Consider the following 24,275-nt stretch of genomic DNA (forward strand, 5'->3'; position numbering starts at 1 on the left):
TTCACCCCTTTTTCTTTCTGCGCAACAGCCAGCGGCTATCCGCCTCGGCTGGCGCACCTTCCACCACGAGACGCGCCTCCTCCGCCAGCCGGTAAGCTTCCGCAAAGGACAGCTGTCTGAACGCCTGCTCCGCCTTGGTCAGCAGTTCATTGACATTCCGGTTTTGCCTGCGATAGCGGTTGGTGTACTGAATGGCTCCCTCCGCCAGCTTGCAGGTGGAAATCGTCTGCTCCGCCATCCGCTCTGTTTCTACGACCAGCTCGTGCGCATCCTGAATCAAAATCGCCACTTCTTCCAAATCGTAGCGGTATTGCTCCATTGCCATCTTGATCCGGGCCAACGTCTGGACGACTTCTTCAAACATATACTTGAGCGGATCGGGAATGCCCGGCAAATAGCTTCGCTTGATCTGCTGGCGCACGCGAACCAGCGTGCTGGAAATGCGCTCCAGCTCGTCGAGGGCATCATCTTCGGTCTCGATCAGCAAAACATCCGGTTCTTCCTGCTGATACGGCTCCTCCGGCTCCACCTGACGCTTCGGAATGACCAGCTCGTACTCCGGCTCTTCTTCGTGATCGCGGCTTGCCTGCTGGGCAGATACATGGGCCGCGCCCTTCTCCGCCTTCGTCGGCCGCTTGACTGCCTGTAGCAGCACGGTCCGCTCTGCCTCGCTCAGTTGGTCGCCCGTATCTGGCACATCTGCCGGGGGAGCAGCCAGCTCGGCTGCTTGCTCCTTTGGTAGATGCCCGGACAGCTCTTGCGGCTCACCCACGAACTCCGGCTGCTTGCCGACGCCAGAGACTTGCGCTTCCTTGTTGCCAGCCAGGTTCCACACTTCCGCTGCCTGCTCGATCATGGCGGAAACCTCCGCTTCGCCGACTTCGCGTTCGGTTTCCGCCAGCGCATCGTTCATTTGCTCTCTCTCTGTCTCGTGCGCAGCTGAATCCTCTGCAAGTCCGTGCGGCTTCTCCTGCACTTGCGCCGCAGCAGCTGCCGCCTCGTGCTGAGCCAGCACTCTTTCCTCCATGCTCTGGTAGGTTGTGTCGAGCAGCACGTCAAACGCCTTGGAATGCGTCATGACCATCTCCAGATTGCCCTCTTCCAGCGCACTTTTCGCGGAGGAAAGCAATTGCTTGGCCTGAAGCAGCGCCTTGTCCAGCGAATCCTGCTTCAAGTCAAAGCCTTCCCGTGTCGCCTGGTTAATTCCGTCTTCCAGCTGCCTGAACTCCTCCGGCATTTCCTTTTTCACGCGCTGCACCAACCCCGGAATCTGGTCCAGCGCTTGTCCGACCCGCTCCAGCAGCTGCTGGGCCTTGAGCGTCGTATCGTAGGCGGCAATATCGTCGCCTGCCGCCCGCGACGTTTTCACGAGGCTTCTCAGCGTGTCCACCTCGTCCAGCGACGCTTTCAGCTCGTGAAAAGCCAGGCCGTATTCCAGCCGCAAATCGGACAGACGGCGCTCCATCTGCTCCACCTGCTTGCCGATCTCCGGAATGACGACCTTGTTCTCCTGCTTGGCAACCGCCACCTTGGTCGTGTCTTCCTTCAGCTCATTCAGTTCCTCCTCGATCTGGGTCAGCATCTCTCTCGCCTCATCCAGCATGCCCAGAGCCAGAGAAAAACGAAACCGATCGCCCGCTTCCTCCGCATCCAGAATCATCATCTCCACATCCGGAATACGGATGCGCAAGAGGTTCTCCTTTTTGTCAGCCAGGTAGTGGTAGCGCACCTCTGTCATTCCGCTGGAGCGGCGCAGCGGCTTCTCCACCTCGATCACGTTGATTTTTTCTACCAGCTCGTCCTTCCACTCCTCCACTTCGTCGACCTGCTTAAAGATCGCACGACGGCGAATCATGGCAAAGATCAGCATGACAGACAGCCCCGCAAACACAGCTCCGATCGCGTAAATCCACCACGGAATCCCGCCAAGGCCGTCTTTTTCTCCCGCCTGCTCCTGCGCTTTCGCATCAGCCGTTCCCCCGGTCGCTGCAGCCTGCTTGTTTGAAAGGCTGTTCAGCTCCCGGTTCACTTCCCCAATCAAGGTCTCAATTCCGCTCAAATACTGCTTCTGGTTGCGAAAAGGCTCGTAGTACGCCGTGATTTTGTCGTGCAAAAGCTCCATCGTCGCGCCTTTTGCCTGCAAGGTCGGCCCGGCGTACACCCCGATCTGCTCCGTATTGAAGTCGAGCACGATCATCATCGCATCCTCAGCCAAATTGTAATTGTCAAACAGCTTCTGCGCGTACATGTCCGGAGATTCCGCTTCCGGAGCCGTGCTTTCCACCACGACGACCTTGTAGCTGCCAGGCACATCTTGCACCGCTTTCGCAAAATTCGCCTTCTCTTCTTTTTTCAAATAGTTGTCGGCATCCTGCACAAGCTCATCGGTTTTGTCCGGAAAAGGCGTAGCGTAAGCCGGATTCGTATATAGGAACATGCCTGCCAGACAGAGCAGGATCAGTTTTCGTTTCACTTGTCGAACATCCCCTTTAGAAAACTTGGCTCCGCCTCCCCATTGGCGAAAGCCTTGACTGCACTTCGATTGTAGACAACAACGTCACGGGAGAGAGCCTCCTAGCCGGGCAGCAAAATCCCGCGCAAAAAGCGCATGATGGAATCTTGCAGCCATCGGGCAAACTCCTCGGAAAACGGTTCGAGATCGTAAACCTGGCGAACCATTTGCGGTTGTAAAAACGGATATATCATCTGACTGGTTACAGCCAGCACGATGCGATCAACGGATACGGGCAAAAAATCGCCGGATGCCACACCGCCCTCCAACACGTGCGAAAGGCCGTGCTTCCATCGGCTCATGTACAGCGTCATCACTTCACGGGCAAGCATCGACTCGACACTCAGCTCCCGATGAACCAGCCTGGTGATCGGCGCATGCTCCATCTGGAAGCGCACGTAAAGCTGGATCACCTGTTCAAGTCGTTGAATGGCAGAGACATGCTTCTGCTCGGCCTCCTGTTCTTCCAGCAACCGAAACAGCGTCTCAAAATAAGAGGCGATCAGGGTCTCCAACACTCCCTGCTTGCCCTGGAAGTGATAAGAAATCAGCGCGGAGTTCACTTGTGCCTCAGCAGCGATTTGTCTCACGGATGTTCCTTTGTAGCCGTACGTATCAAACAGCTTCGCGGCTGCGGACAAAATGCGCATTTTCGTCTGATCCATCGCTGGTCCCCCTCCCCTTTTACGCGCCGGCTTCATCCAAGCCGGAAATGACGATGGCCGAAAAGAGAAGCGACCGCGAAAAGCGCAGAAGGTTCCGTCTGCAACATGCCCGATGCGGTCGCCGCAGAAGCTTGGTTCCCTCGGGCATCTTTTCTATTGTACCGATGATTCGACGCAAAAAGATAGACCTGTTGTTAGTTCGACAAAGTTTTCCAGTATTCCTTCTAGGAAAAAAGCCTTCCCCGGAAAAAAAGACGCTCCCTGTCCGTTGACAGGGAAAGGGATGCGTCGTTTTTTCTTGCGGCTTATTTGCCGTCCTCCGCCGGGGTGGGGACCGGCTTTGCCTGCCCGTAATTTTGCAAGTAGGTCTCCACCTGGGAATGCTCTTTGACCCGCTGGTCATGCAGGTCGTAGGCAGAGCGGATGGACATGGTCATGTTGGTCGGGAGCATCGTGGTTTTGTTGTAATAGATCGTGTACTCGGCCTCGACGTCCATCTGATCGACCAGTGTCTTCACGTCCTGGGGCTGTTTCGCTTGGATCGAGGCGCCTTTCTGACTCACGCTCGTCTCTGCCCAGCCTCCATCGGACAGCTGCATCGCCAGTTTCAACTGCGGCTTGTGCTTAGCAAATGGCCCGGCCACGGACTGAATCCGCGAGCCGGAGGCAGTCTGCTCCTGCATCTGCGCGGCCAGCCACGCCTTCAGCTTGGCAGAATCCAGCGTAACGCCGATCGCTTCCAGATCATCCTCGGGGTTTTCATCCGGCAACGTACGGATGCCCTTTTTCATCTCGTCCATTTGTTGAAAACAAAAGCGGGGGCTCCAGTTGTCCATCTCCTGCCGCAGGGCCATGCCGTCTCCTGGAACCCGCTGCCATTTTTCCCCTTGCGCTTGCTTCGCATACAGCTCGCTGCCCTCGCGCAACAGCGACAAGGTTTCCACCCGCTTTTCCTCGGGGACGGAGATTTTCACATTCATATACTCGGCTTCTCCGTCTTTTCGTCCGGAAAAATTGACCATGTTGGCATTGGCGCTGTTTGCTGTCAAGAGCTTGGTCCTGCCGTAAAACGCATACGAGCTTTGGGCCGCAAACTGATCGCGCACCTTTTCAAAGGCAAAGCTGGGGCTTTCTTTGACGCCCATTTGATTGCAGCCTCCCAAAGCCGTGCAGGCCACGGTCAACAGGCATATCGTCCAATACTTGCGCATAGGCTTCCTCCCTCGGCTACCCTTCGGCCACTTCCAGGTGGTTCAGGGGAATTGTCCCTTTTATCGTTTCCGGGGAGGAATAGGCTTATTCTGCCTGGGCTGGCTACAGGCGATAGTACATCACTCCGGCTTTCTCCGTTCCTTCGATCTGGTGCAAAATCGTCAGCAGATCGATATGGCCGATCGTCTCGGAAAGCGTCAGCGGCAGCTCCTTTTCGTACAGCGCAGGGAACAGCAGCGCCGTCAGCTCGTAGGCGGTTTTCTCGCCATCCGCAAGCAGGCGACGCAGCGTGTCTGTCCTGCTCCAGTTTTTTTGCAGCCGGGTAAGAATCAGCTCACGGTGGTTGAAAACGATCTCGCCATGGCCGGACAGCACCCGCTCAATCTCCATGTCTGCGCACATTTGCAGCGCCGTCCGGTATTGAACCAACGTAAGCGGCCGTGCGCACGAACGATCCCGCGGTGGTTCGATAAAGGCATTGGACGAGATATGTCCGATGATGTGATCCCCGCCGATCATCGTGCGATCCCGCTCCCGGTACAGGGACAAGTGGCTTTGGCTGTGTCCGGGCGTGTAGAGCACCTGCCATTCGTCCAGGTTCGGCACTCGCTGTCCATGCCTGAGCAAAACGTCAATGCGGCTCGGCTCGGAGAAGGTCTTCATCAGCTTGTGGAACTTGGCGACGATGACCAGCATGTCGCGGGGCACACCGCTTTTTTGATACATCTCCAGAAAAAACTGATCGTGAAACTTCATGAAGTCATCATCCAGCTCCACGTACGGTGCTGCCAGCGGATGAGCCAGCGTCACAGCGCCTGAGAGCTGCCTCACTCTTTCCAGCTGACCGCAATGGTCAACGTGATGGTGCGTCAGCACGATCTGTTCGATCTCCTCCACGCGGACTCCGGCTACCTGCAATCCGTCCGTCAGCGCCTGCCAGGCCTCCTCTGTCTTCGGTCCCACATCCACCAGCGTCAGCTTTTCGCCTTTTACCAAATAGACGTTGACCGCTCCTACATTGAACGGGGTAGGGATTTCGAGACAGGAAATATCCGGTGTGACGGGTGTCACCTTGACGCGCGGTTCACGTGTGTTCATGGTCTACTCCTCCATCTGCCTTTTCCGTTGTTCTCTCTTTTGCCGATCTATCGCCGATCTATCGTATGACAAAAATCCCGTCGCCACGCCAAAAGGCATACCGAAAAGAGAAAAGAGCCATTGGTTTGGCTCTAGGCGAGAACAACCTGGTTTCTGCCGGAATTTTTTGCTTCGTACAACGCGATATCCGCCTGGTGGAACAGCGCTTCGACGCTCAAATTGACGTCCATCTCCCTGTTCCATTTCGCGAGACCGCCTGAGATCGTCACCCGCGGAGACGTCTTTTGCTCCACGCACTGCCTGATTCTTTCGGCGACAGTATGAGCGGTCGCCTTGTCTACGCGCGGCAGGTAGACAGCAAGCTCCTCCCCGCCCCAGCGGGCAGCGATATCGCTCTCCCGGATGCTGTGGCGGATGAGGTTGGCTACCTGAATCAGCACCTCGTCTCCTACCTGGTGGCCGAATGTATCGTTTACCGTCTTGAAGTAATCGATATCGATCAAAATCAGCGAGCCGTAGCTGTCCTTGCTCAGCGAAGCCCTGACTTGCTCATTCAAGTAGCGTCTGGTGAAAAGTCCGGTCAAATTGTCCGTAATCACCATTCGCTCCATTTCATTGTGCAAAACGGCATTGGTCATGGCGAGGCTTGCGTGCTGGCCGAAAATTTCGAGCAGCTTGTAGTCGTCAAAACTAAAAAAATGATAGCGGGAATCTGCAACTAGAAGCACGCCGCTAATTTCGCCCTCCACCACAAGCGGAACGCCCATGAGCGAGCAGCAGGAATAGAGCGAAAACGGAAGCGGACCCGCGCCAGGCTGGGCGAGCAGCAGCGTCTGCTTGCTTTGCGTGATTTGCTGAAACGGCTTGTCGAGCGCGTTGACGACGGTGCCGTTGAAGGCGGGAAGAGACGACGAGAGGACAACAAACTTGTCTTCTCCCGGCTGTTTTCGCAAAATGGCGCAAAACTCCGCGTCGAAGGTCGCTTGCATCATTTCCGTCACAAAATCGAGAATTTCCTTTAAATCAAGACTTTTGTTGAGCTGTCTGGCCATTTCGTTTATCAGGCGCAGCTCGCGTATCAGATTGCGCGATTGCTGGTACAGCTGGGCATTTTCAAATGCGGTGCCTGCCGTATCGGCCAAAATGGACAGGTAGTCCTTTTCATGCTGGCTCAACGAAACCGGTCGATCCGACGTCACCTGCAAAACGCCGTAGATGCCTTGCTTGCCCAAAAGCGGCGCGGCAATCACGGTCCGCCGCTGCTCGCCGTCCCCTACCTCCTCCGCGATCAAGCGGCCTTCCAGGTACGCTTTCGTGCTGGTGGACGGCTCCACCTCCTGGAACGACAGCTGCTTGACGGGCGTGGTGGCATTCGGCTCCACAGTCAAAAACAGTTCGACCGAGAAATACGGATACAGGCTGGGGATACTGGTGACGATCTCGTGAAGGACTTCATTGACATCAATGGATGCCTGAATCTTCGACATCAGCTGGTAGAGCAAATCCTTCTTGTTCGCATCGCGGCGCAAATCGTCCGACATGATCGCGCGCCAGAGCGCACAGCTCGCCTTTTCCGCGATTTCTTGCAGGAAAGCGACGTCGCGTATATCGTAGAAGCAGTCCTTCTCCTCGGGCGGCACGTGCAAGAACAAAGCATACAGCGGAACCTGGTTCAGGCTGATCGGCACCACGATGACCCGATGGTCGTCCAGAGCCGCCGGCGCGACGGGCGTATTTCCCATGCGCTTAACCAATTGGGCGATATGGGTCTGACCCGGCTCCGCTTCTTGCGTCGTGACGCAATCCTGCGGGATCAGCACGCCCTCCTCGGAGAGCTTCACTGCCGAGCAGTAGCCTTTCGAAATGATGTGGCTGATCTGTCTCGTCAAACTGGTCAGCAACTCCCGCGTGGTGTCATGCAGGGTCAAATCCGTCACGATCTGGCTGGTCGCATGCTGGATGTAGGCATCGTACCCCATGCGGATAAGCGGCTCCAGCCCCCGCATGTACGCGCGCAAATCGAAATCAATCTCTTTTTGCGGGACGAGCATGCCGATGACAGCCCGGACACTGCCGTCCAGCTCCTTCAGCGGAAACGCTCCGCAGACGAGTTCGTTTTCCTGCTTCGCCTTGACGATGATCTCCTTGACGACGATCTCCTTCGTGCCGAGCGCTTCCCCAATACAATCGCAGACTTCCTTGGTCTCGACATACTGGCGCGTAGCCACAGACAGAGAGTTTCCAGATTGACTATCATGCATGTCCATGAAGTTGATTACACGGCCCCCGGAATCTGTCAAGAAAAGGATGCCTGGGCGCTTTTCCGGCCAAGATTGCAGAATAAAATGGGCCGTGTAGGAAAAGACCGTCTCTAACTTCCCCAACATTTTACTTGACACGAGAAACTCCCTCTCTCAGCATTTTCTCAAGCTTCCAAATGATCAGTATCATTTACCTGGAGCACTTCCCACCTGCGATCGGCATAGCGGAAAACGGTAATTCCCGTGTTGTCGATGCGCGTAATTCCCGTTCCCTGCTCCCCTGCTGTTACATAATGCAAAAAGCTGTTGATAAACCCGCCATGCGATACCACTACAATGGCCTCATTCTGATGCTTCGCTGCCAGCTCGGTCAGAGCGGTGACCGCCCGCCGCTGCATGTCCTCGAATGTCTCGATCCCGCAGGAAGCCTCGTCTTGCTCGGCAAAGCGCGCGCGAATCTCCTCGTAAGTAAGCCCCTCCCACTGCCCGTAGCAGCGTTCGCGCAAGGCGGGATGCGTCCCTACGGAAAAGGAGAAATTTTCCGCAATTTTCGCGGCTGTCTCACGCGCACGGCGCAAATCGCTGGAATAAACGGCGTGAATCGTCTCGCCTCGGAACCGTCCGGCTACCAGTTCTGCCTGTCGCATGCCAAGCTCGTTCAGAGCGATATCGCTGTGTCCCTGAATGCGTCGAATCTGATTCCACTGTGTCTCTCCGTGGCGAACGAGGTACATGATGGTTTCCAAAACGCCATGCTCCTTTTCTGTGAAAACCGCCCTTGGCAGCCTGCAAGTCCGACGCAGAGCGAAAAAGTTCCCGAAACGGGCTGACCACCTGCGTCCCTCAAACAGTCAAGGCTGTTTTTTCATGTTGAGATGAATAAGTACTACTTATTATATAAGATGGTTGTTCACAATTCTAGTTTGATCCATGAACATTTGGTACAAAATTCCTATCTTTCTTGCCTTTTTTGCAAAAGGTGCCACTCTTTTTTCTCGCGACCCCATGAAACGATTTCCCCCCTCCCCTCGTCAGAGGTTGTAAGCACATGCTATTACACCTCGGGGGGAATTTTCATGAAGCCTTGGATAATTCGATCCTGTTCCTTTCTGTTGACGGCGAGCCTGCTGCTTCCGGCTGCGGCCGCTCACGCCCAGACACCGGCAGCAGCAGCCGGAAAAGCCGTCACCAACACCCAAATGGACAGCGCGGCCTTGGCAGCCACAAGCAAAGTCAAGCTGTCGAAAGAAGCGGCGCTCACGCTTGCCGTCAAGCTTGTGCCGACCAGCGGGTTCACGCTGACAAACGTGTCGTTCCGCTCCGCTGACGGCTGGCGCTCGTTCCCGGAATGGTCGTTCGGCTGGACCAAGAAGGACCCGAACAACGAGAAAGTGCTCTTGTCCTACAACGTCAGCATCCATGCCAACACCGGGGAGTTGACCGCCTATTCCCGTTACGACCAAAGCCAAAGCAGCCTGCCTTACGCCAAACGGGTGTCCTATGCAGACGCCCGCACGGCGGCCGAACAGTTTTTGCAGAAGCACAACCCGGGCAAAGCCAGAGAAACCCGCCTCTACCTGCGCGAGTATCCCGAGCCGAAAACGCCGCTTTCTGCCGACGTTTCCTACACCTTCCGCTTCGTCCGCGTCGTGGACGACGTGCTGTTCCCGGACAACGGGGCGACCATCACGGTGAACGGCGCAGGCGTCGTCAGCGATTTTTCCCTGTCGTGGAACGACGTGAAGTTCGAGAAGCCAGACAAGCAAATTTCGTTGGAGGAAGCGGAAAAGCTGTTCCAGGAGCAGGCAGAGCCGCGACTCGCGTACCTGCTCCCGTGGGAGCGGACAGGCGCTGAGAAAAACACCGTCGCTCTCGGCTATCTTCAGCCATTTTCGTTCTATCTCGACGCCCAAAGCGGAAAGGCCTTGAGCCAATCGCTTACGCCCCGCAGCGAGAGCAAGGAGCCTGTCGCCGTCAGCCGCACTCCGCTGTCCCCGCGCCGCTCGGGAGCAGCACTCAACCAGGAGGAGGCCGTCAAGTGGGCGGAAAAGACGTTTGACCTCGCGAACTACGAGCTGCGCTCCGCCACCTACAGCGAGAGGGACTACCAGGGCAACCGTTCCGTCTGGAATCTCGAATACACGGAAAAGGGCAAGCAAAACGACGGTTACGTCTTTGTCACCTTCGACGCTGTTACCGGCGACGTTTACTCGTACAGCAAAGATCGGCCGCTACGCCAGACAAGAGAAAATCCCGCCAAGACGATAGACCCGCAAAAGCTGCAAGCAGCGGCCATGGAAACGATCCGCAAATGGACGCCTACCTCGGCTCACCAGCTGTACCTGGTCGATCGCAGCGAGGAAAGCACAGAGCCGGTGAACGCCGATCGTTACCGCATCACGCTGGAACGGTACATCAACGGCATCGCGGCTGCCAGCGGCTCGGCCTACCTCCACTACGACGCGCAGACAGGAGAGCTTTTGTCCTACAGCGCTGATCTCGGCAGCGAAACGTATCCGACGCAAGTACCCAAGCATCTGTCTGGCGAAGAAGCCGTCCAGGCCTGGTGGAAAGAGTCCGAGGCAGAAGCGATATACGCCCTTGCGCCGCTCAGCGCCGAAGACAGCAAAAAGGTACAGGAGCAGCCCTCCTACATCCCGAAAAGGACGGCGAAGCTTGTCTACCGCGTCACCTCCACCCCGTTCGAGCAGCCTTATTACCTGGATGCGACTACAGGCGAGTGGCGCTCGGTTTCGTCGGGAAAAGTGCTCAGCCTGCACCGCCCCGCACCGCTCGACCTCAAGGGCCATCCCGCCGAGAAGGAACTGCTCTTGATGTACGAATACGAGGCGCTCACGCTGGAAGATGGCAAAATCCTGCCGCAAAAGCCGATCACCCGCGGCGAAATGATCGAGATGCTGATGATTAGCCTGAACCAGGGCCGCCCTTATCCGATGTACTCCCTGGAGCGCAAGGCGACCTACAGCGACGTGGCAAACGGCTCGCGCTTCTTCTCGGCGGTCGAAGGCGCTGTGGACCGCGGCCTTTTGGACAAAAATTCTTCCAAGCTGAATCCGGATGAACCGATCAACCGCGAAGAATTGGCCGACATGATCGTGCGCGCGCTCGGCTACAACAAGCTCGCCGACTATCCCGGCATGTTCCAGTCGCCGCTTACCGACATCGGCAGCACCAAGCACCGGGCCTCGATCATTATCGCGACGACGCTCGGCATCGTCCCGACCGACAAGACGAAGTTCCAGCCGCAGAGTACAGTGTCGCGGGCAGATGCAGCCGTTACGTTTACACGCTTCCTGGAAAAACGCGGCAACACGGAGCCGGAATCCGTCCTCACCCGGGACTAAACAAAAAACGCGCCATTTCTTTCCCGGAAATGGCGTGCTGCTTTTCTCTTGACTTCTCTATACCTTGCCTAGTATGATTGATTGTATGTGTACAGGGTAGCATTGATTGTAGGTAAAAACGGGAGGAGCAACCCTCTTAGTTCCGTCCCTTTACAGACTGCGGCTGAATATCTGTGAGGAGCACGATGCGGAAACGCTACCGTCCGAAGTTCGTGTAGATAAAGTAGGAACTAGCCTTCCGGAAGTAAACACCTACGAATCCAATTCAAAGGAGACTGAATACATGTCACGTTACACAGGACCTCGTCACAAACTGGCTCGTCGTCTGGGTATCTCCCTCGACGGTACAGGAAAAGACATCAAGCGCAACTTCCCTCCAGGCCAGCATGGCCACAACAACCGTCGCAAGCTGTCCGAGTACGGAATTCAGCTGCAAGAAAAGCAAAAACTGCGCCACATGTTCGGCCTTAGCGAAAAACAATTCCGCCGCACTTTCGACCAAGCTAACAAAATGGCTGGCGTAGTCGGTGAAAACTTCATGAAATTGCTGGAATCCCGCCTGGACAACCTGGTATACCGCATGGGCTTTGCTCCAACTCGCCCTGCTGCTCGTCAGCTGGTAAACCACGGTCACTTCCTGGTAAACGGCAAAAAAGTGAACATCCCATCTTACCGCGTACAACCGGGTGATGTGATTTCCATCCGTGAGAAGTCCCGCAACCTGCAACTGATCAAGGACTCTCTGGAAAACCGCAATTTCCTGCCAAACTACATTTCTTTCAACGATGCTACTGCTGAAGGTACTTACACTCGTCTGCCAGACCGTGAAGAAATGCCTGCCGAAATCAACGAAGTTCTGATCGTTGAGTTCTACAGCCGTTAATCGTCTGAAACATCAAAAGAACAGCGCCGCTCGTCGGGCTGTTCTTTTTTTTATGCGTCCGGTCACACATTTTGACACAGATTGACCGGCGTGGAACTTCTCTCGTGTCCCTCTCTTCGCTTCTACCCTCAAGGTTCCTCGTATGGTATAATCAGGAGGTATGCTAGGGGGTCGTAGACTATGTCGAACAGCCACACATCTTCCTCTGAACCGTCGAAAAAAAAGCGACGCCGTAGCCGTAGCCGATTGATATGGGGCATCGTCCAGATGGTGCTTCTGCTCGGACTTATGGGTGCTGCTGTCGCAGGAGGAATCGTGACAGGTTATGTTGCCGCGCTCGTAAAAGACGAGCCTGTGCGCAGCAAGGAAGAGTTGGAGGACAAGATTTTCACCAATTATCTGACGGGATTCGCCTACTACAACGACGGCTCTCTCATCGGCCAACTGCGGGCTGAGGAAGGCGACCGGCGCTTGGTGAGAAAAGCAGACGTTTCTCCTTATTTGATCAACGCCATCATTGCCACAGAAGACAAAAACTACTACCACCATTCAGGCGTTTCTTTTCAATCCACGCTACGCGGGGCGATTCAGGAATTCACCAACCAGCCTGTCGTGACAGGCGGTAGTACGATTACGCAGCAGCTTGTAAAAAATACGATCCTTTCCGCTGAAGTGAGCCACACCCGCAAAGCGCGGGAAATTTTCAGCGCCATCCGGATCGAGCGCATGTTTTCCAAAGATCAGATTTTGGAAGCCTACATGAACGAAATCTACTTCGGAAAAAACGCCAACGGCTCGAACGTGTACGGCGTGCAGGCCGCGGCCAAAGGGATTTTTGGCAAGGATGTAAAGGAATTGAATCTCAGCGAAGCCTCTTATCTCGCGGGCATGATTCAAAACCCTGGCGCCTACTCGCCGTTTCGCGCCGAGAGCTACCAGCGCGGCAAGGAACGCCAGAAAATGGTGCTCGACCGCATGCTGGAGAATGGCTACATCACCCAGACGCAGTACGATGACGCTCTCAAAGCCGATCTGAAGGCGCAGCTGGCCAAGCCAACCCAGCAGGCATACCGCGAAGTTCCGTTTTTGATGATGGAGATCGAGGAGCGGGCCGCCCGTCAGCTGGTCGATGCCGATCTCGCGGAAAATGGGCGCGACAAGTCCACCATCGGCCGCAACGAATACCGCCAGCTGGTCGAGGACAAGCGCCGGGATATTTTGCGCAAAGGCTACAAGGTCCACACCACGATTGACAAAAACGTGTACAACATCATGCAGGCCGTCGCGGCCGATCCGAAAAACTTCGGGAAAAACCGCACCTACACGATCCGCCGCTCGAACGGCAAGACGGAAAAAATCGAGAACGCGCTGGAAGAAGTCGGCGCCATGCTGATCCACAACAAAACGGGAGCGATCCTGGGAATGATCGGCGGACGCGACTTCCAGGTGGAGCAGACGAACCACGCGACGGTTCCTCGCCAGCCAGGTTCGGCCATGAAGCCGCTGGCAGCGTACGCTCCCGCCTTTGAGCTGGGGCTTTTGCAGCCGGCTTCGCCTATCGACGACGCACCAGTCCTGCTCGCCGACGGTCAAAACGGCTCGCACCTGCCGAAAAACTGGAACAACAAATGGCAAGGGATTATGAGCGCGCGGGAAGCGCTGCGGATGTCCTGGAATATTCCGGCCATCAAGACGTATTTGAAGGTCGGTATCCCTACCGCGCTGGAATACGTCAAAAAAATGGGTATCACTACACTGGTCGATGCAGACAATTACGCTGCAACAGGCGTAATCGGGGGACTTACATACGGAACGACGGCAGAGGAAATGACCAATGCCTACGCCACGTTTGCCAACCACGGCTCTTTCGTGGACGCCTATCTCATCGACCGGATCGAGGACAGCCAGGGCAAGGTAATCTACCGCCACGAGGCCCAGCCTGTGCAAGTTTACAGCGAGCAAACGGCTTATCTGATTACAGACATGATGCGCTCCGTCGTCAATGAGGGAACAGGTACGCACATCCGCAAATTCGTTCCGCGCAAGGTCGATGTAGCGGGCAAGACCGGGACGACGAACAACAGCAACGACTTGTGGTTCATCGGCTACACGCCGGAGCTGTCCATGGGCGTCTGGGTCGGCTTCGACGAACCGTACCCGATGCCGGACGCGGACAAATACGTGCCGATGGTCGTCTGGGGCAAGGTCATGAAGGAAATTATCGAGAAGCATCCGAATCTGTCTCCTCCTGACGCAACCTTCCAGAGACCGGCGGGAATCGTCACGGCGACAGTCGACTCCAAATCCGGCCTGTTGCCGAGCGAGCTGTCCAAGCAGGCGGGGCATTTGATTACCGATCTGTTCAATCGCCGCTTCGTTCCGACGAAGGTGGACGACTCTCACCAAAAAGCCCGCCTGGTTACGTACAACGGCGAGCGCTACCTGGCAAAAGAGAGCACTCCGGATGATTTCGTAACCGAAGGCATCTTCTACCGCTCCCCCGATCCGCTTCCGTCCAAGGAGCAGATTCGGGCCAAAAACAAAAGCGTGGCGGTCGAGCCGCCAGATTGGGAGCAGCGTCTGCCGGACAAGGAAGACCCGCGCACAGAGGTCGGCGGAGCGCCAGCCGCTCCAAGCGGGGTCACCGCAAGCGGCTCCGGCAAACAAGTCGTGCTCTCCTGGCAATCGGCCAAAGAACCCGACCTGGTCGGATACCGCATCTACCGCGCCGATGGGCAAAACGGCTTTGTCAAAATCGCGACGGTAAAAGAGCCGGCTGGACTGACCTACACCGATACTGCCGCAAGCAGCAGCGGCGCAGGCTACTACGTCACAGCGGTAGATATCGCCGGAAACGAATCCTCGCCTTCTGCCATCGCTTCTGTCGGCTCTGCCCAGACGTGGGAGATTCCAGGCGCGAATTCGGGTACGCAACCGGACGGCAGCACGACACCGCCTGACGCCAACGGCCAGACCACCCCTGGCGAGCCGAGGTCCGGAGATGGACGAAACGGAAATGCGAACTCCACCGCTCCGTCAGCCTCGCCTCCATCCGCTCCGAAAGCGCTGTCGATCAAGACAAGCGGCAACAGCGTGAAGCTGTCGTGGAAAGGCAACAGCCAGGCGGAACAGGTCATCGCCTATAACGTGTACTTCAGCCCTGATGCGGCAAGCGGCTATTTGCTGCTCGATACGGTAACGACCACGAGCTATACGCACGCGTTAGACGTACCGAATGGCAGCTACTACATCACCGCCGTCAACAGTTACGGAGAATCGCCACATTCCAACAACGTAACGGCAACCACCAGAGAATAGACTAGGTAAGGAAGCATCAGCAGAGATGGTCGCAAGTGCCATCTCTCTTTTTCTACAAGCATATAGGGGGGAACCCGATGGAACACGTCAAACGCTATCACTCTGCGAGCATGGTCGTGAACGGAAAAGAACTGCTGATCGAAGGACCCATCACGGGAAGACATCTGGCTGACCTGCGCTTCGATGAAGGGCTCAAGGCATTTCGCATCCCAGAGCAGCAGCATGAGGCCCTGATTGACATCGCGGATCTCCCGGAAGGACGCATCATTATCGCGCGGGAAGGTGATCTTGTGCTCGGCTACGTCACCTTCCTCTATCCCGATCCGCTGGAGCGCTGGTCCATGGCCAAGCTGCCCGATCTGCTGGAGCTGGGCGCCATCGAGATCAGCCATAAGGTACGGGCTGGCGGTGTAGCCAAGAAGCTGCTTGAGGTCGCCTTTATGGACGATGCCATGGAAGACTACGTCATTATTACGACCGAGTATTACTGGCATTGGGACTTGAAAGGAACGGGACTCGATGTGTGGCAGTACAGAAAGGTCATGGAAAAAGTAATGGGTAGCGTCGGACTGACCTGGATGGCGACAGACGATCCGGAAATATGCTCGCACCCTGCCAACTGTCTGATGGCCAGAATCGGAAAACGGGTACCTGCTGAAACCATCGTCGCCTTTGATGCCATGCGCTTTCAACATCGCTATCTTTATTAGTCTGGACGTCATGTCCACAGGATGCAAGGAGGCCCTTACTCATGCGCGTAGAAGATATCATGCGAAAAAACGTCGTTTCCATCGAGCCTGCGACTACCATCGGAGAATCCCTACTGCTGCTTAGAGCCAATCGCATCAGACATTTGCCCGTTATTGAAAATGACAGGCTGGTCGGCATCGTCTCGGACCGCGATCTGCGAGATGCCCTCCCCTCCCGTTTGCTTACCCACGATGATGACGATACCGTCTTGCACAAGCCTGTCGCTGACATTATGCAAAAAAAGGTCATCACCGCGCACCCGCTAGATTTCATCGAAGACGCCGCCCTCCAGATCTACGAGCATAAGATCGGCTCCCTGCCGATTGTGGAAGGGGGTCGTCTGGTCGGGATGATTACGGAATCCGACCTGTTCGCAAGTCTGATTGAGCTGTTCGGCGTCAACAAGCCCAGCTCCCACATCGAAGTAGAGGTAGACGATCGCGTCGGCATGCTGGCTGAGGTCAGCCAGGTATTTCGCGAAGCCCAAGTCAATGTTACCAGTGTCATTGTGTTTCCGGGGAAAACCCCCGGGAAAAAGAATCTGGTCTTCCGCGTCCAGACGATCGATCCGCGTGTCGTGACCCACTTGCTGCTCCAAAGAGGCTTTGACGTCATCGGGCCGACAGATGGGGAGGTGCTTCTGTGAGCCGGAATGCTCGTCTGATCTACTCCCCTGACTACGCGAAATACTACTTTCACGATGACCACCCGTTTAACCAGCGCCGCCTGCTGCTCATGCACGATCTGATGAGCAGCTACGGCCTGCTCACAGAAGCAGACCTGCTGGCGCCGCGCATGGCAACGGACGACGAGCTGGCCCTCGTTCACGACAGGCGTTACATCGAATTCGTCCGCGAACAGGGACACAGCGAAGCAGAGCTTCCCCAGGCCATGAGCTACGGTCTTGGCACGGAGGACGTCCCCTGTTTTCGGAATATGCATGAATCGGCTGCCCTCATTGTCGGAGGGACGCTGAATGCCGTCGATGCTGTCATGCAGGGGCAGGCAGAACACGCCTTCAATCCTGCCGGCGGCCTGCATCACGCGTTTCGCGGGAGGGCCTCGGGCTTTTGCATCTACAACGACTGCTCCGTCGCCATCGCCTATTTGCGCAAGCATTGGAATGCCCGGGTCATGTACATCGACACCGACGCCCATCATGGCGATGGCGTCCAATGGGCGTTTTACGATGATCCCAACGTGCTGACCGTTTCTATCCATGAGACGGGCAAATACCTGTTTCCCGGAACGGGGAGTCTGTCGGAACGCGGGGATGGAAGCGGTTACGGTTTTTCCGTCAATGTACCGCTCGATGCCTTCACCGAAGACGACTCGTTTCTGGAGGTGTACGGGGAGGTGGTGTCCAGGCTTGCGAACGGCTTCAAGCCGGACGTGATCTTGACGCAAAACGGCTGCGATGCCCATACGTTTGATCCGCTTACGCACCTCTCCTGCTCGATGAGCATTTACCAGGCGATCCCACGGCTGGCCCATCAGCTCGCCCATGAGCATTGCGGCGGCCGCTGGATCGCTGTCGGAGGCGGCGGCTACGATATTTGGCGGGTCGTACCGCGGGCGTGGACACTTTTATGGAGCGAGATGAGCGATCAGCCGCTGGAAGACGGCGATTTGCCGCCCGGCTGGCTGCAGCGCTGGCAGCCGCTGACTGACTTGCCGCTGCCACAGCGCCTGTTTGACGAACCGTTTCCGGCGATTCCCCGCCGGGCGGAGATTGCCGAAAAAAACCGCATGACCCTGGAGCGGGCGATGCTGTACGCCCCGACCGGAGCAGGCAAATGAGTTTGCTTGCTCTTTTTTTGCTCTCCCGTGTGCGGCAAGAGGGAACAAAAAAAGCGGGCAGACCGCGCATCCTTTTGCGATGCCGCTCTTCCCGCTTCTTCGTTTTTCGCTATGTTTGCACCAGCGCTTCCAACTCAGCCGGCGCGAAGCCTTTGACCGCTTTGTCGCCGACAACCGTAACCGGAACGCCCATAAATCCAAAGCGCTCGACTTCCTCCTGGTAAGCGCGGCTGGTCATGACGTCGCGCACCTCGTAGCGAATGCCTTTGGCCGTCAGCCATTGCTTGACCATGTCGCAATCGACGCAGTTTTTCGTCGAGTAGACGATCACGTCCGGCTGCGCCGCATCTGCACCGGCTGTCAGCATAGCGCGGACAATCGCGTACGACCGCTGCGAAGCGAGCTTGGTAAACTCGACGAAGTTGACATGCGCAGACCCGTCTGCCTTGTCGGACATGGACCGGACGATGACAAACGGCACCCCGTTCATCGCACATACTTGTCCGACAGCGGCCCCTTCCATTTCCGTGCAATGAGCGCCGAACTGTTCATACAGCCATTGCACCTTTTCCCGGCTGGCCACGAACTGGTCGCCGGACAAAATGCGGCCGCTCACGACCTGAACGCCTGCTTCCAGCTCCTTGCCCGCTTCGATCGCCTGCTGCCTCAGCTCTTGATCGGCTTGCCATGTCCACTGCTCCGTAAAAGGAATTTGCCCTGGGGCAAAGCCAAGCGGCGTCACGTCGATGTCATGCTGGAGACAATCTGTCGAGACGACGATATCGCCAATGTTCAATTCCGGGTGAACCGCTCCGGCCACCCCAGTAAAAATGACCCGTTCTACCTGGAACTGGTCGATCAAGATTTGCGTCGTGACCGCAGCGTTGACCTTGCCGACGCCCGATTTGCACAGCACGACTTCTTTTCCTTCCATCTTGCCCGTATAGTAGGTCACTCCGGCTTTGACAGTCGTAGCCGTCTGTTCCATCGCTTCCAGGTACAGCGCAATTTCTTCATCCATGGCGCCGATAATTCCGTACCGCATCATCCATCCTCCTATGCTGTCCATCCCAAGAACGATTACGCCTGCTGCGGCTTCGTGCTCTCCCGGTACTCGATCCGGTGCGGCAGCAGCACGACGTGCTCTTCCACGTGTTCGTTGTTCATGTACTTCGTCAAAAGACGCATCGCTACGGCCCCGATATCATACATCGGCTGCACCACGGAGGTCAGGCGCGGACGCACCATTTCCACAAGACGGATGTTGTCGTGACCGATGACTTCAATATCGCCCGGCACGTTCAGGCCGGAATCCTGGATGGCGTGAATCGCGCCAATCGCCATTTCGTCATTGGCCGCGAAAATCGCCGTAGGCGGGTTAGAAAGTGCAAGGAATGCCTTGGTTGTCGCCAACCCTGACTCGTAGAAGTAGTTGCCCGTCGCAACCAGCTCCTCGTCCGGTTCGATGCCGCCGTCCTTCAATGCCTTTTTGTACCCCTCGTAACGCATCAGGCCGCTGAGCGGGTCGTTGGGCGGACTGGAAATCATCGCGATCCGCTTGTGGCCGCGTGAAACCAGCGCTTCTGTCGCGTCGTAGGCAGCCTGGAAGTGGTCGATGCTCACCGACGGCAGCACGTTATCCGCATCGCGGGTCGCAGCGAGAACAGTCGGCACCGACGTGCTGGTCAATGCCTGCAAATGCTCCTCCTTGATCTCGGCTCCCAGGAACAACAGCCCGTCCACCTGCTTTTCGAGCAGCGTATTGATGAGTTGCAGCTCCTTCTCCATCCGCTGGTCCGAGTTACAGAGGATGATGTTGTACTTGTACATGGTAGCGATGTCTTCAATCCCACGCGCCAATTCGGAAAAAAACAAACTGGAGATATCCGGGATGATGACACCGACGGTCGTTGTTTTTTTGCTGGCCAGGCCGCGGGCAACGGCATTCGGTCGATATCCCAGACGTTCAATCGCTGCCAAAACCTTTTTTCGGGTCAAAGGCTTTACGTTGGGATTCCCGTTGACGACACGGGAAACGGTTGCCATCGAAACCCCCGCTTCTCTTGCCACGTCGTAGATTGTAACCGGCATCACACACCCTCCCTTTCCCTATATATTGGTTTTCATAGTTATTTTCATAAAGATATGCACCTATGATACGACAAGCCGCATACCCGATGCAATCGTTTTGCGGCCTTTTTCCGCCGTTATTTCATCAGTTTGTTCATCGTTTTCAACAGCTCGTCAATCACTTCTCTATCCCCCTGCTGGATGCGCTCGATCACACAGCTTTTCATGTGTCCCTCCAGCAGCATTTTGCCCACGGCATTCAAGGCGGACTGCACAGCCGCGATCTGGTTGAGAATATCGTCGCAGTAGACGTCCTTTTCCACCATCCCGCGTATCCCGCGAATCTGCCCCTCTACCCGGTTGAGCCGGGAGACGAGATTGGATTTGATTTGATCCGGACGCACGGTGGCGCGATCAGACGAGCAGGCGTGTTCTCGATCATTCACCTGGCCTGGCCTCCTTTGCCGATATCAGCACTTCCTTCCTAGCTTACTTGGTCGTCCCGAGGTTCGTCAAATGAGAAAGGCCCTCCCCGCACGCGGGAAGGACCGGCAAACTCGCTTCAATCGGTTTCGTTATCTTCTTGCAGCTACGACTTCGCCTTTGTACAGGCCGGAAGCGAGCAATTCGTCCACGAACTCGTTGAACTGAGGAATGTTCAGCTGCTGCTTCGCATCGGACAGCGCTACATCCGGATCCGGGTGAACCTCGACCATGACACCGTCGGAGCCGATGGCGAACCCTGCTTTTGCGCAAGGCAGCAGCAGGTCGCGGCGGCCAGTGGAGTGGGTCACATCAACGAATACGGGCAAGTGCGTTTCCTGCTTGAGCAGCGGCACAGCAGAGATGTCGAGCGTGTTGCGCGTCGCTTTTTCGTAAGTGCGGATACCGCGTTCACACAGCATCACTTGCGCATTGCCTTCGGAGACGATGTACTCGGCTGCGTAGATGAATTCCTCGATGGTTGCAGCCAAACCGCGCTTGAGCAGGATCGGCTTGTTTACCCGGCCGGCTGCTTTCAGCAACTCGAAGTTTTGCATGTTGCGCGCGCCGATTTGGATGACGTCAATGTACTCGGCCGCCATTTCCAGATCGGCAGGCGTCACGATTTCGCTGATGGTCACGAGGTTGAACTCGTCTCCGATGCGCTTCAAGATTTTCAGCCCTTCTACGCCAAGTCCCTGGAAATCGTACGGCGACGTGCGAGGCTTGTATGCGCCGCCGCGCAGTGTGCGCAGACCGCGCTTCGCATGGTTCTCCGCTACGGCTCTCACTTGCTCGTAGCTTTCTACGGAGCAAGGACCAGCGATCAGGATCGGGTTCTTTCCGCCGAACTCGACGCCTTTTACCGTAATCACGGTGTCTTCCGCTTTCTTCTTGCGGCTGACCAGCAGCACTTTTTTCTTGTCTTCGTTTTGCAGATCCAACGACACTTGGAAAATTTGCTTGAACAGGTGGCGGACCGTATTGTCGTTGAACGGGCCTTTGTTGTTTTCCACGATCAGGTTGAGCATCTGACGCTCGCGTTCCGGATCAAAGCGGCTGCTGCCCAGCTTTTCTTTTTCTTTGCCAAGCTCTTGCACCAAAGTAGCCCGCTTGTTGATGAGCTCCAAAATTTGCAGATTAATCTCGTCTATCTGCTTGCGCATGGTTTCAATTTGATCGTGTGCCATGTGTCTCTCCACTCTCCTCTTTTTATCTGGGTCAGTCAGGTGGTTGTCGATAAAATTAGGGTTATTATAATCCATCAACACGCCCTTGTCAGCAGTTTAGCGCCAAAAAGCGCGAAAGTAAATTGTTTCTGAATTTTTATCTTTGCAAATTCTTTGTCGGCAACGGGAAGATTCCTTGATTCGACAGGATTCTTTCCGGCTTTAGTCGAATCACATGGATAGATGTTCTAGCAGCTTGCTTCATCTGTTCCTGTGGGTGTACATGAAAACGAGGGAGTGACTTGCCTTTGTCAGCCTATTCAGAACCAGGCTCCCCTGAGCTTATTTTTTCCCTAGATATCGGAACGCGCAGCGTGGTCGGACTGATCGTGGAGACGACGGGAGACCAGTTTCGCGTGTTGGACTGCGCGATTCGCGAGCATGACGAACGATCCATGCTGGATGGACAGATTCACGACGTCGTCGCTGTCGCGAAGGTCATCCAGCAAATCAAAGAAGAGCTGGAAGAAAAACACGGACCGTTGCGGCAGGTAGCCGTGGCGGCAGCCGGCCGATCGCTTCGGACCCGGCGCGTGCGCGTGGACATGCCGCTGTCCCGACACGCTTTTGTTACCCGAGAGGATGTCGTGGCGCTGGAGTTTTCCGCCGTGCAGGAAGCGCAGGCTGATCTAGCGAAGGAGCTGCGCGAGCTGGACGCTACGCGCTACTACTGCGTCGGCTACAGCGTCGTCAACTACTATCTCGACGAAGAGCTGATCGGCAGCCTGATCGATCAGCGCGGGGATACAGCCAGCGCAGACGTGATCGCGACGTTCCTCCCGCGAGTCGTCGTCGACTCGCTGATCGCCGCCCTGAAGCGGTGCGATCTGGAGATGCAGGCGCTCACGCTGGAGCCGATTGCGGCTATCAATGTGCTGATCCCTGTGACCATGCGCAGGCTCAACATTGCGCTCGTCGATATCGGCGCGGGCACTTCTGACGTCGCTTTGACCGAGGAAGGCGCCATTACGGCTTACGGCATGGTGCCTGTAGCCGGAGACGAGATCACCGATGCGCTGATGAACGCCTTTTTGCTCGACTTCCCCATGGCGGAAGAAGTCAAGCGCCTGCTCTCCACGCATGAGTCTGTCACGTTCACGGACATTCTCGGCATGGAGCACACGCTGAGCGCGGCCGAGGTCATTCGCGCAATCGACAGCGACATCTCGCAGCTCGCGGAGAAAATCGCGGCGAAAATCATGGAGCTGAACGGCAAAGCGCCGCAAGCGGTCATGCTGATTGGCGGCGGCAGTCTCACCCCTGGCTTGACAGGAAAAGTCGCCCAGTTTTTGAACATGCCAGCCGCGCGCGTCGCTGTCCGAGGCGGCGATGCGATCAAGCAGTTCGTGGGAGACAATCCCGCTCTCAGCGGCCCCGAGTTCGTGACGCCAGTCGGGATCGCGGTAGCGGCACGCCGCCATCCGCTGCGCTACGTAACGGTTACGGTCAACGAGGCACCGCTGCGCATTTTCGACCTGCGAAAAATGTCCGTGGGCGATACCCTGATTGCCGCGGGTCTGGACATTCGCCGTCTCTACGGAAGACCGGGACTGGCGATGAGCGTCACCGTCAACGGCAGGATGAAGATGATTCCCGGCGGTCACGGTACGCCCCCGGTCCTCACAAAAAACGGCGAGGCGGCCAGTCTCGACTCGCCCATTGCCGATGGGGACAGCATTACAGTTGTCGCCGGAACAAACGGCGCGGACGCCAGCGTACTGGTGCGCGACCTGCTTGACCAGTTGGACACACTCGACGTCCTCTGCAACGGCCGTCCGCTCTCGCTCGGGCCTTTGGTGCGGGTAAACGGCCAGCCGGCCGGGCTGGATGACCATGTGGATGATCGCGCAGAGGTAGAGATTCGCCTCCCCCGCACCGTATCCGAGGTGTTGGAGGCGGCCGGGCTGATCGCCTCGGGGGAACAGCCTGCGCAGGCCGGGCTGCATTTCAGCGTGAATGGCCAGTCTTATACGCTGCCTTCCCACCGCCCCATCCTGCTGCTAAACGGCAAGTCCGCCGCTTACGGCGATGTCGTCCGCTCGGGCGATGAGCTGCACTATCGCCTGGAGGAGGTCGCTCCGCCAGCCATTCGCGATGTGATTCCGCTGGAAGAGTGGGTTCAGGAGACGATGACCGTTTTCTTCAACGGCGAGCGCGTGGTCTTGCCTGTCGCGCACGTGTCGATCACCGTAGACGGAAGAGCGGCAACAGCAGACGAGCTGGTGCCAGACGGTGCCGTGATTACCATAAAATCTGCGCCAGCCGCTCCGCCGGTATTCAGCGACGTGTTTCGCTTTGTCAACTTCTCGCTGGAGAAGCCGGACAAGGAAAGCATCTCCGGTTTTGTCATGCTGGTAAACGGCGAGCAAGCCAGCTTCCAGACCGAGTTGAAGAGCGGAGACAAGCTGGAGCTGTATTGGGAGTAAAACCCGCGAGAACCTTGGCTGCGCCAAGCGATTGGCGTAGCCTTCGCCGCACGTATCCGCGATCATGAAGCTCATCCATCCCTCTCCATGCCAAAAAGAGCTGCGGGGTCAGTCCCTTGACCCGGCAGCTCTTTTTGCTGGGAAGACGGCTCGGCAGCCTATGGACAGCAGCATGGCCGTGACGGCGAGCTGCCGCCAAACGG

At 56.5% G+C, this 24,275-nt stretch carries 17 protein-coding genes; 7 read left to right on the forward strand and 10 right to left on the reverse strand.

Going from position 1 to position 24,275, the window contains the following annotated elements; translation table 11 throughout:
* Position 1 precedes the first annotated feature (1 nt).
* From ACTHO6_RS06845 to ACTHO6_RS06870, 6 genes are all read right to left on the reverse strand, one after another.
* Positions 2–2,473, reverse strand: coding sequence for a septation ring formation regulator EzrA (locus tag ACTHO6_RS06845; RefSeq protein ID WP_440240742.1), 2,472 nt, complete (start codon positions 2,471–2,473; stop codon positions 2–4).
* Between the two features lie 101 nt (positions 2,474–2,574).
* Positions 2,575–3,177, reverse strand: coding sequence for a forespore capture DNA-binding protein RefZ (refZ, locus tag ACTHO6_RS06850; protein WP_440240744.1), 603 nt, complete (start codon positions 3,175–3,177; stop codon positions 2,575–2,577).
* Positions 3,178–3,482: 305 nt separating this feature from the next.
* Positions 3,483–4,388 (reverse strand): hypothetical protein, encoded by a 906-nt coding sequence (locus ACTHO6_RS06855; RefSeq protein ID WP_440240746.1) that lies wholly within the window; start codon positions 4,386–4,388, stop codon positions 3,483–3,485.
* A gap of 103 nt (positions 4,389–4,491) precedes the next feature.
* Complete coding sequence (locus tag ACTHO6_RS06860; protein WP_440240748.1) at positions 4,492–5,487, reverse strand: MBL fold metallo-hydrolase; 996 nt, start codon at positions 5,485–5,487, stop codon at positions 4,492–4,494.
* 131 nt (positions 5,488–5,618) lie between these two features.
* Positions 5,619–7,874: a sensor domain-containing diguanylate cyclase gene (locus ACTHO6_RS06865; protein ID WP_440240996.1), complete on the reverse strand. Its 2,256-nt coding sequence runs from the start codon at positions 7,872–7,874 to the stop codon at positions 5,619–5,621.
* 38 nt (positions 7,875–7,912) lie between these two features.
* A complete protein-coding gene (locus tag ACTHO6_RS06870; protein ID WP_440240750.1) occupies positions 7,913–8,494 on the reverse strand; it encodes a histidine phosphatase family protein in 582 nt (193 codons plus the stop codon).
* A gap of 330 nt (positions 8,495–8,824) precedes the next feature.
* Between ACTHO6_RS06870 and ACTHO6_RS06875 the strand changes: the two genes are divergently transcribed.
* From ACTHO6_RS06875 to ACTHO6_RS06900, 6 genes are all read left to right on the forward strand, one after another.
* Positions 8,825–11,113: an S-layer homology domain-containing protein gene (locus tag ACTHO6_RS06875; protein WP_440240752.1), complete on the forward strand. Its 2,289-nt coding sequence runs from the start codon at positions 8,825–8,827 to the stop codon at positions 11,111–11,113.
* A 283-nt stretch (positions 11,114–11,396) separates the two neighbouring features.
* Positions 11,397–11,996: a 30S ribosomal protein S4 gene (gene rpsD, locus ACTHO6_RS06880; RefSeq protein WP_440240754.1), complete on the forward strand. Its 600-nt coding sequence runs from the start codon at positions 11,397–11,399 to the stop codon at positions 11,994–11,996.
* Positions 11,997–12,176: 180 nt separating this feature from the next.
* Positions 12,177–15,314: a transglycosylase domain-containing protein gene (locus ACTHO6_RS06885; RefSeq protein WP_440240756.1), complete on the forward strand. Its 3,138-nt coding sequence runs from the start codon at positions 12,177–12,179 to the stop codon at positions 15,312–15,314.
* 77 nt (positions 15,315–15,391) lie between these two features.
* Positions 15,392–16,024 carry an N-acetyltransferase gene (locus tag ACTHO6_RS06890; RefSeq protein WP_440240758.1) on the forward strand — a complete coding sequence of 211 codons (633 nt, stop codon included), beginning with the start codon at positions 15,392–15,394 and terminating at the stop codon, positions 16,022–16,024.
* Positions 16,025–16,065: 41 nt separating this feature from the next.
* A complete protein-coding gene (locus ACTHO6_RS06895; RefSeq protein WP_440240760.1) occupies positions 16,066–16,710 on the forward strand; it encodes a CBS and ACT domain-containing protein in 645 nt (214 codons plus the stop codon).
* Positions 16,707–17,864: an acetoin utilization protein AcuC gene (locus tag ACTHO6_RS06900; protein ID WP_440240762.1), complete on the forward strand. Its 1,158-nt coding sequence runs from the start codon at positions 16,707–16,709 to the stop codon at positions 17,862–17,864. The genes ACTHO6_RS06895 and ACTHO6_RS06900 overlap by 4 nt, the downstream gene beginning before the upstream one ends.
* Positions 17,865–17,973: 109 nt before the next feature.
* On the opposite strand, the gene ACTHO6_RS06905 is transcribed toward ACTHO6_RS06900, so the two are convergent.
* From ACTHO6_RS06905 to ACTHO6_RS06920, 4 genes are all read right to left on the reverse strand, one after another.
* Entirely contained in the window at positions 17,974–18,909 is a 936-nt protein-coding gene (locus tag ACTHO6_RS06905) for a 5'-methylthioadenosine/adenosylhomocysteine nucleosidase (RefSeq protein ID WP_440240997.1), read from the reverse strand.
* 35 nt (positions 18,910–18,944) lie between these two features.
* The gene (gene ccpA / locus ACTHO6_RS06910; protein ID WP_440240764.1) at positions 18,945–19,955 is read right to left on the reverse strand and encodes a catabolite control protein A; all 1,011 of its coding nucleotides are present in this window, start codon (positions 19,953–19,955) and stop codon (positions 18,945–18,947) included.
* A 116-nt stretch (positions 19,956–20,071) separates the two neighbouring features.
* Positions 20,072–20,380, reverse strand: coding sequence for a metal-sensitive transcriptional regulator (locus tag ACTHO6_RS06915; protein WP_440240766.1), 309 nt, complete (start codon positions 20,378–20,380; stop codon positions 20,072–20,074).
* A 129-nt stretch (positions 20,381–20,509) separates the two neighbouring features.
* A complete protein-coding gene (locus ACTHO6_RS06920) occupies positions 20,510–21,607 on the reverse strand; it encodes a bifunctional 3-deoxy-7-phosphoheptulonate synthase/chorismate mutase (RefSeq protein ID WP_440240768.1) in 1,098 nt (365 codons plus the stop codon).
* Between the two features lie 287 nt (positions 21,608–21,894).
* Between ACTHO6_RS06920 and ACTHO6_RS06925 the strand changes: the two genes are divergently transcribed.
* Positions 21,895–24,072 carry a cell division protein FtsA gene (locus ACTHO6_RS06925; protein WP_440240770.1) on the forward strand — a complete coding sequence of 726 codons (2,178 nt, stop codon included), beginning with the start codon at positions 21,895–21,897 and terminating at the stop codon, positions 24,070–24,072.
* Positions 24,073–24,275 lie beyond the last annotated feature (203 nt).

Origin of the sequence: Brevibacillus sp. SAFN-007a, assembly GCF_051967035.1 — a bacterium.
GTDB lineage: Bacteria > Bacillota > Bacilli > Brevibacillales > Brevibacillaceae > Brevibacillus.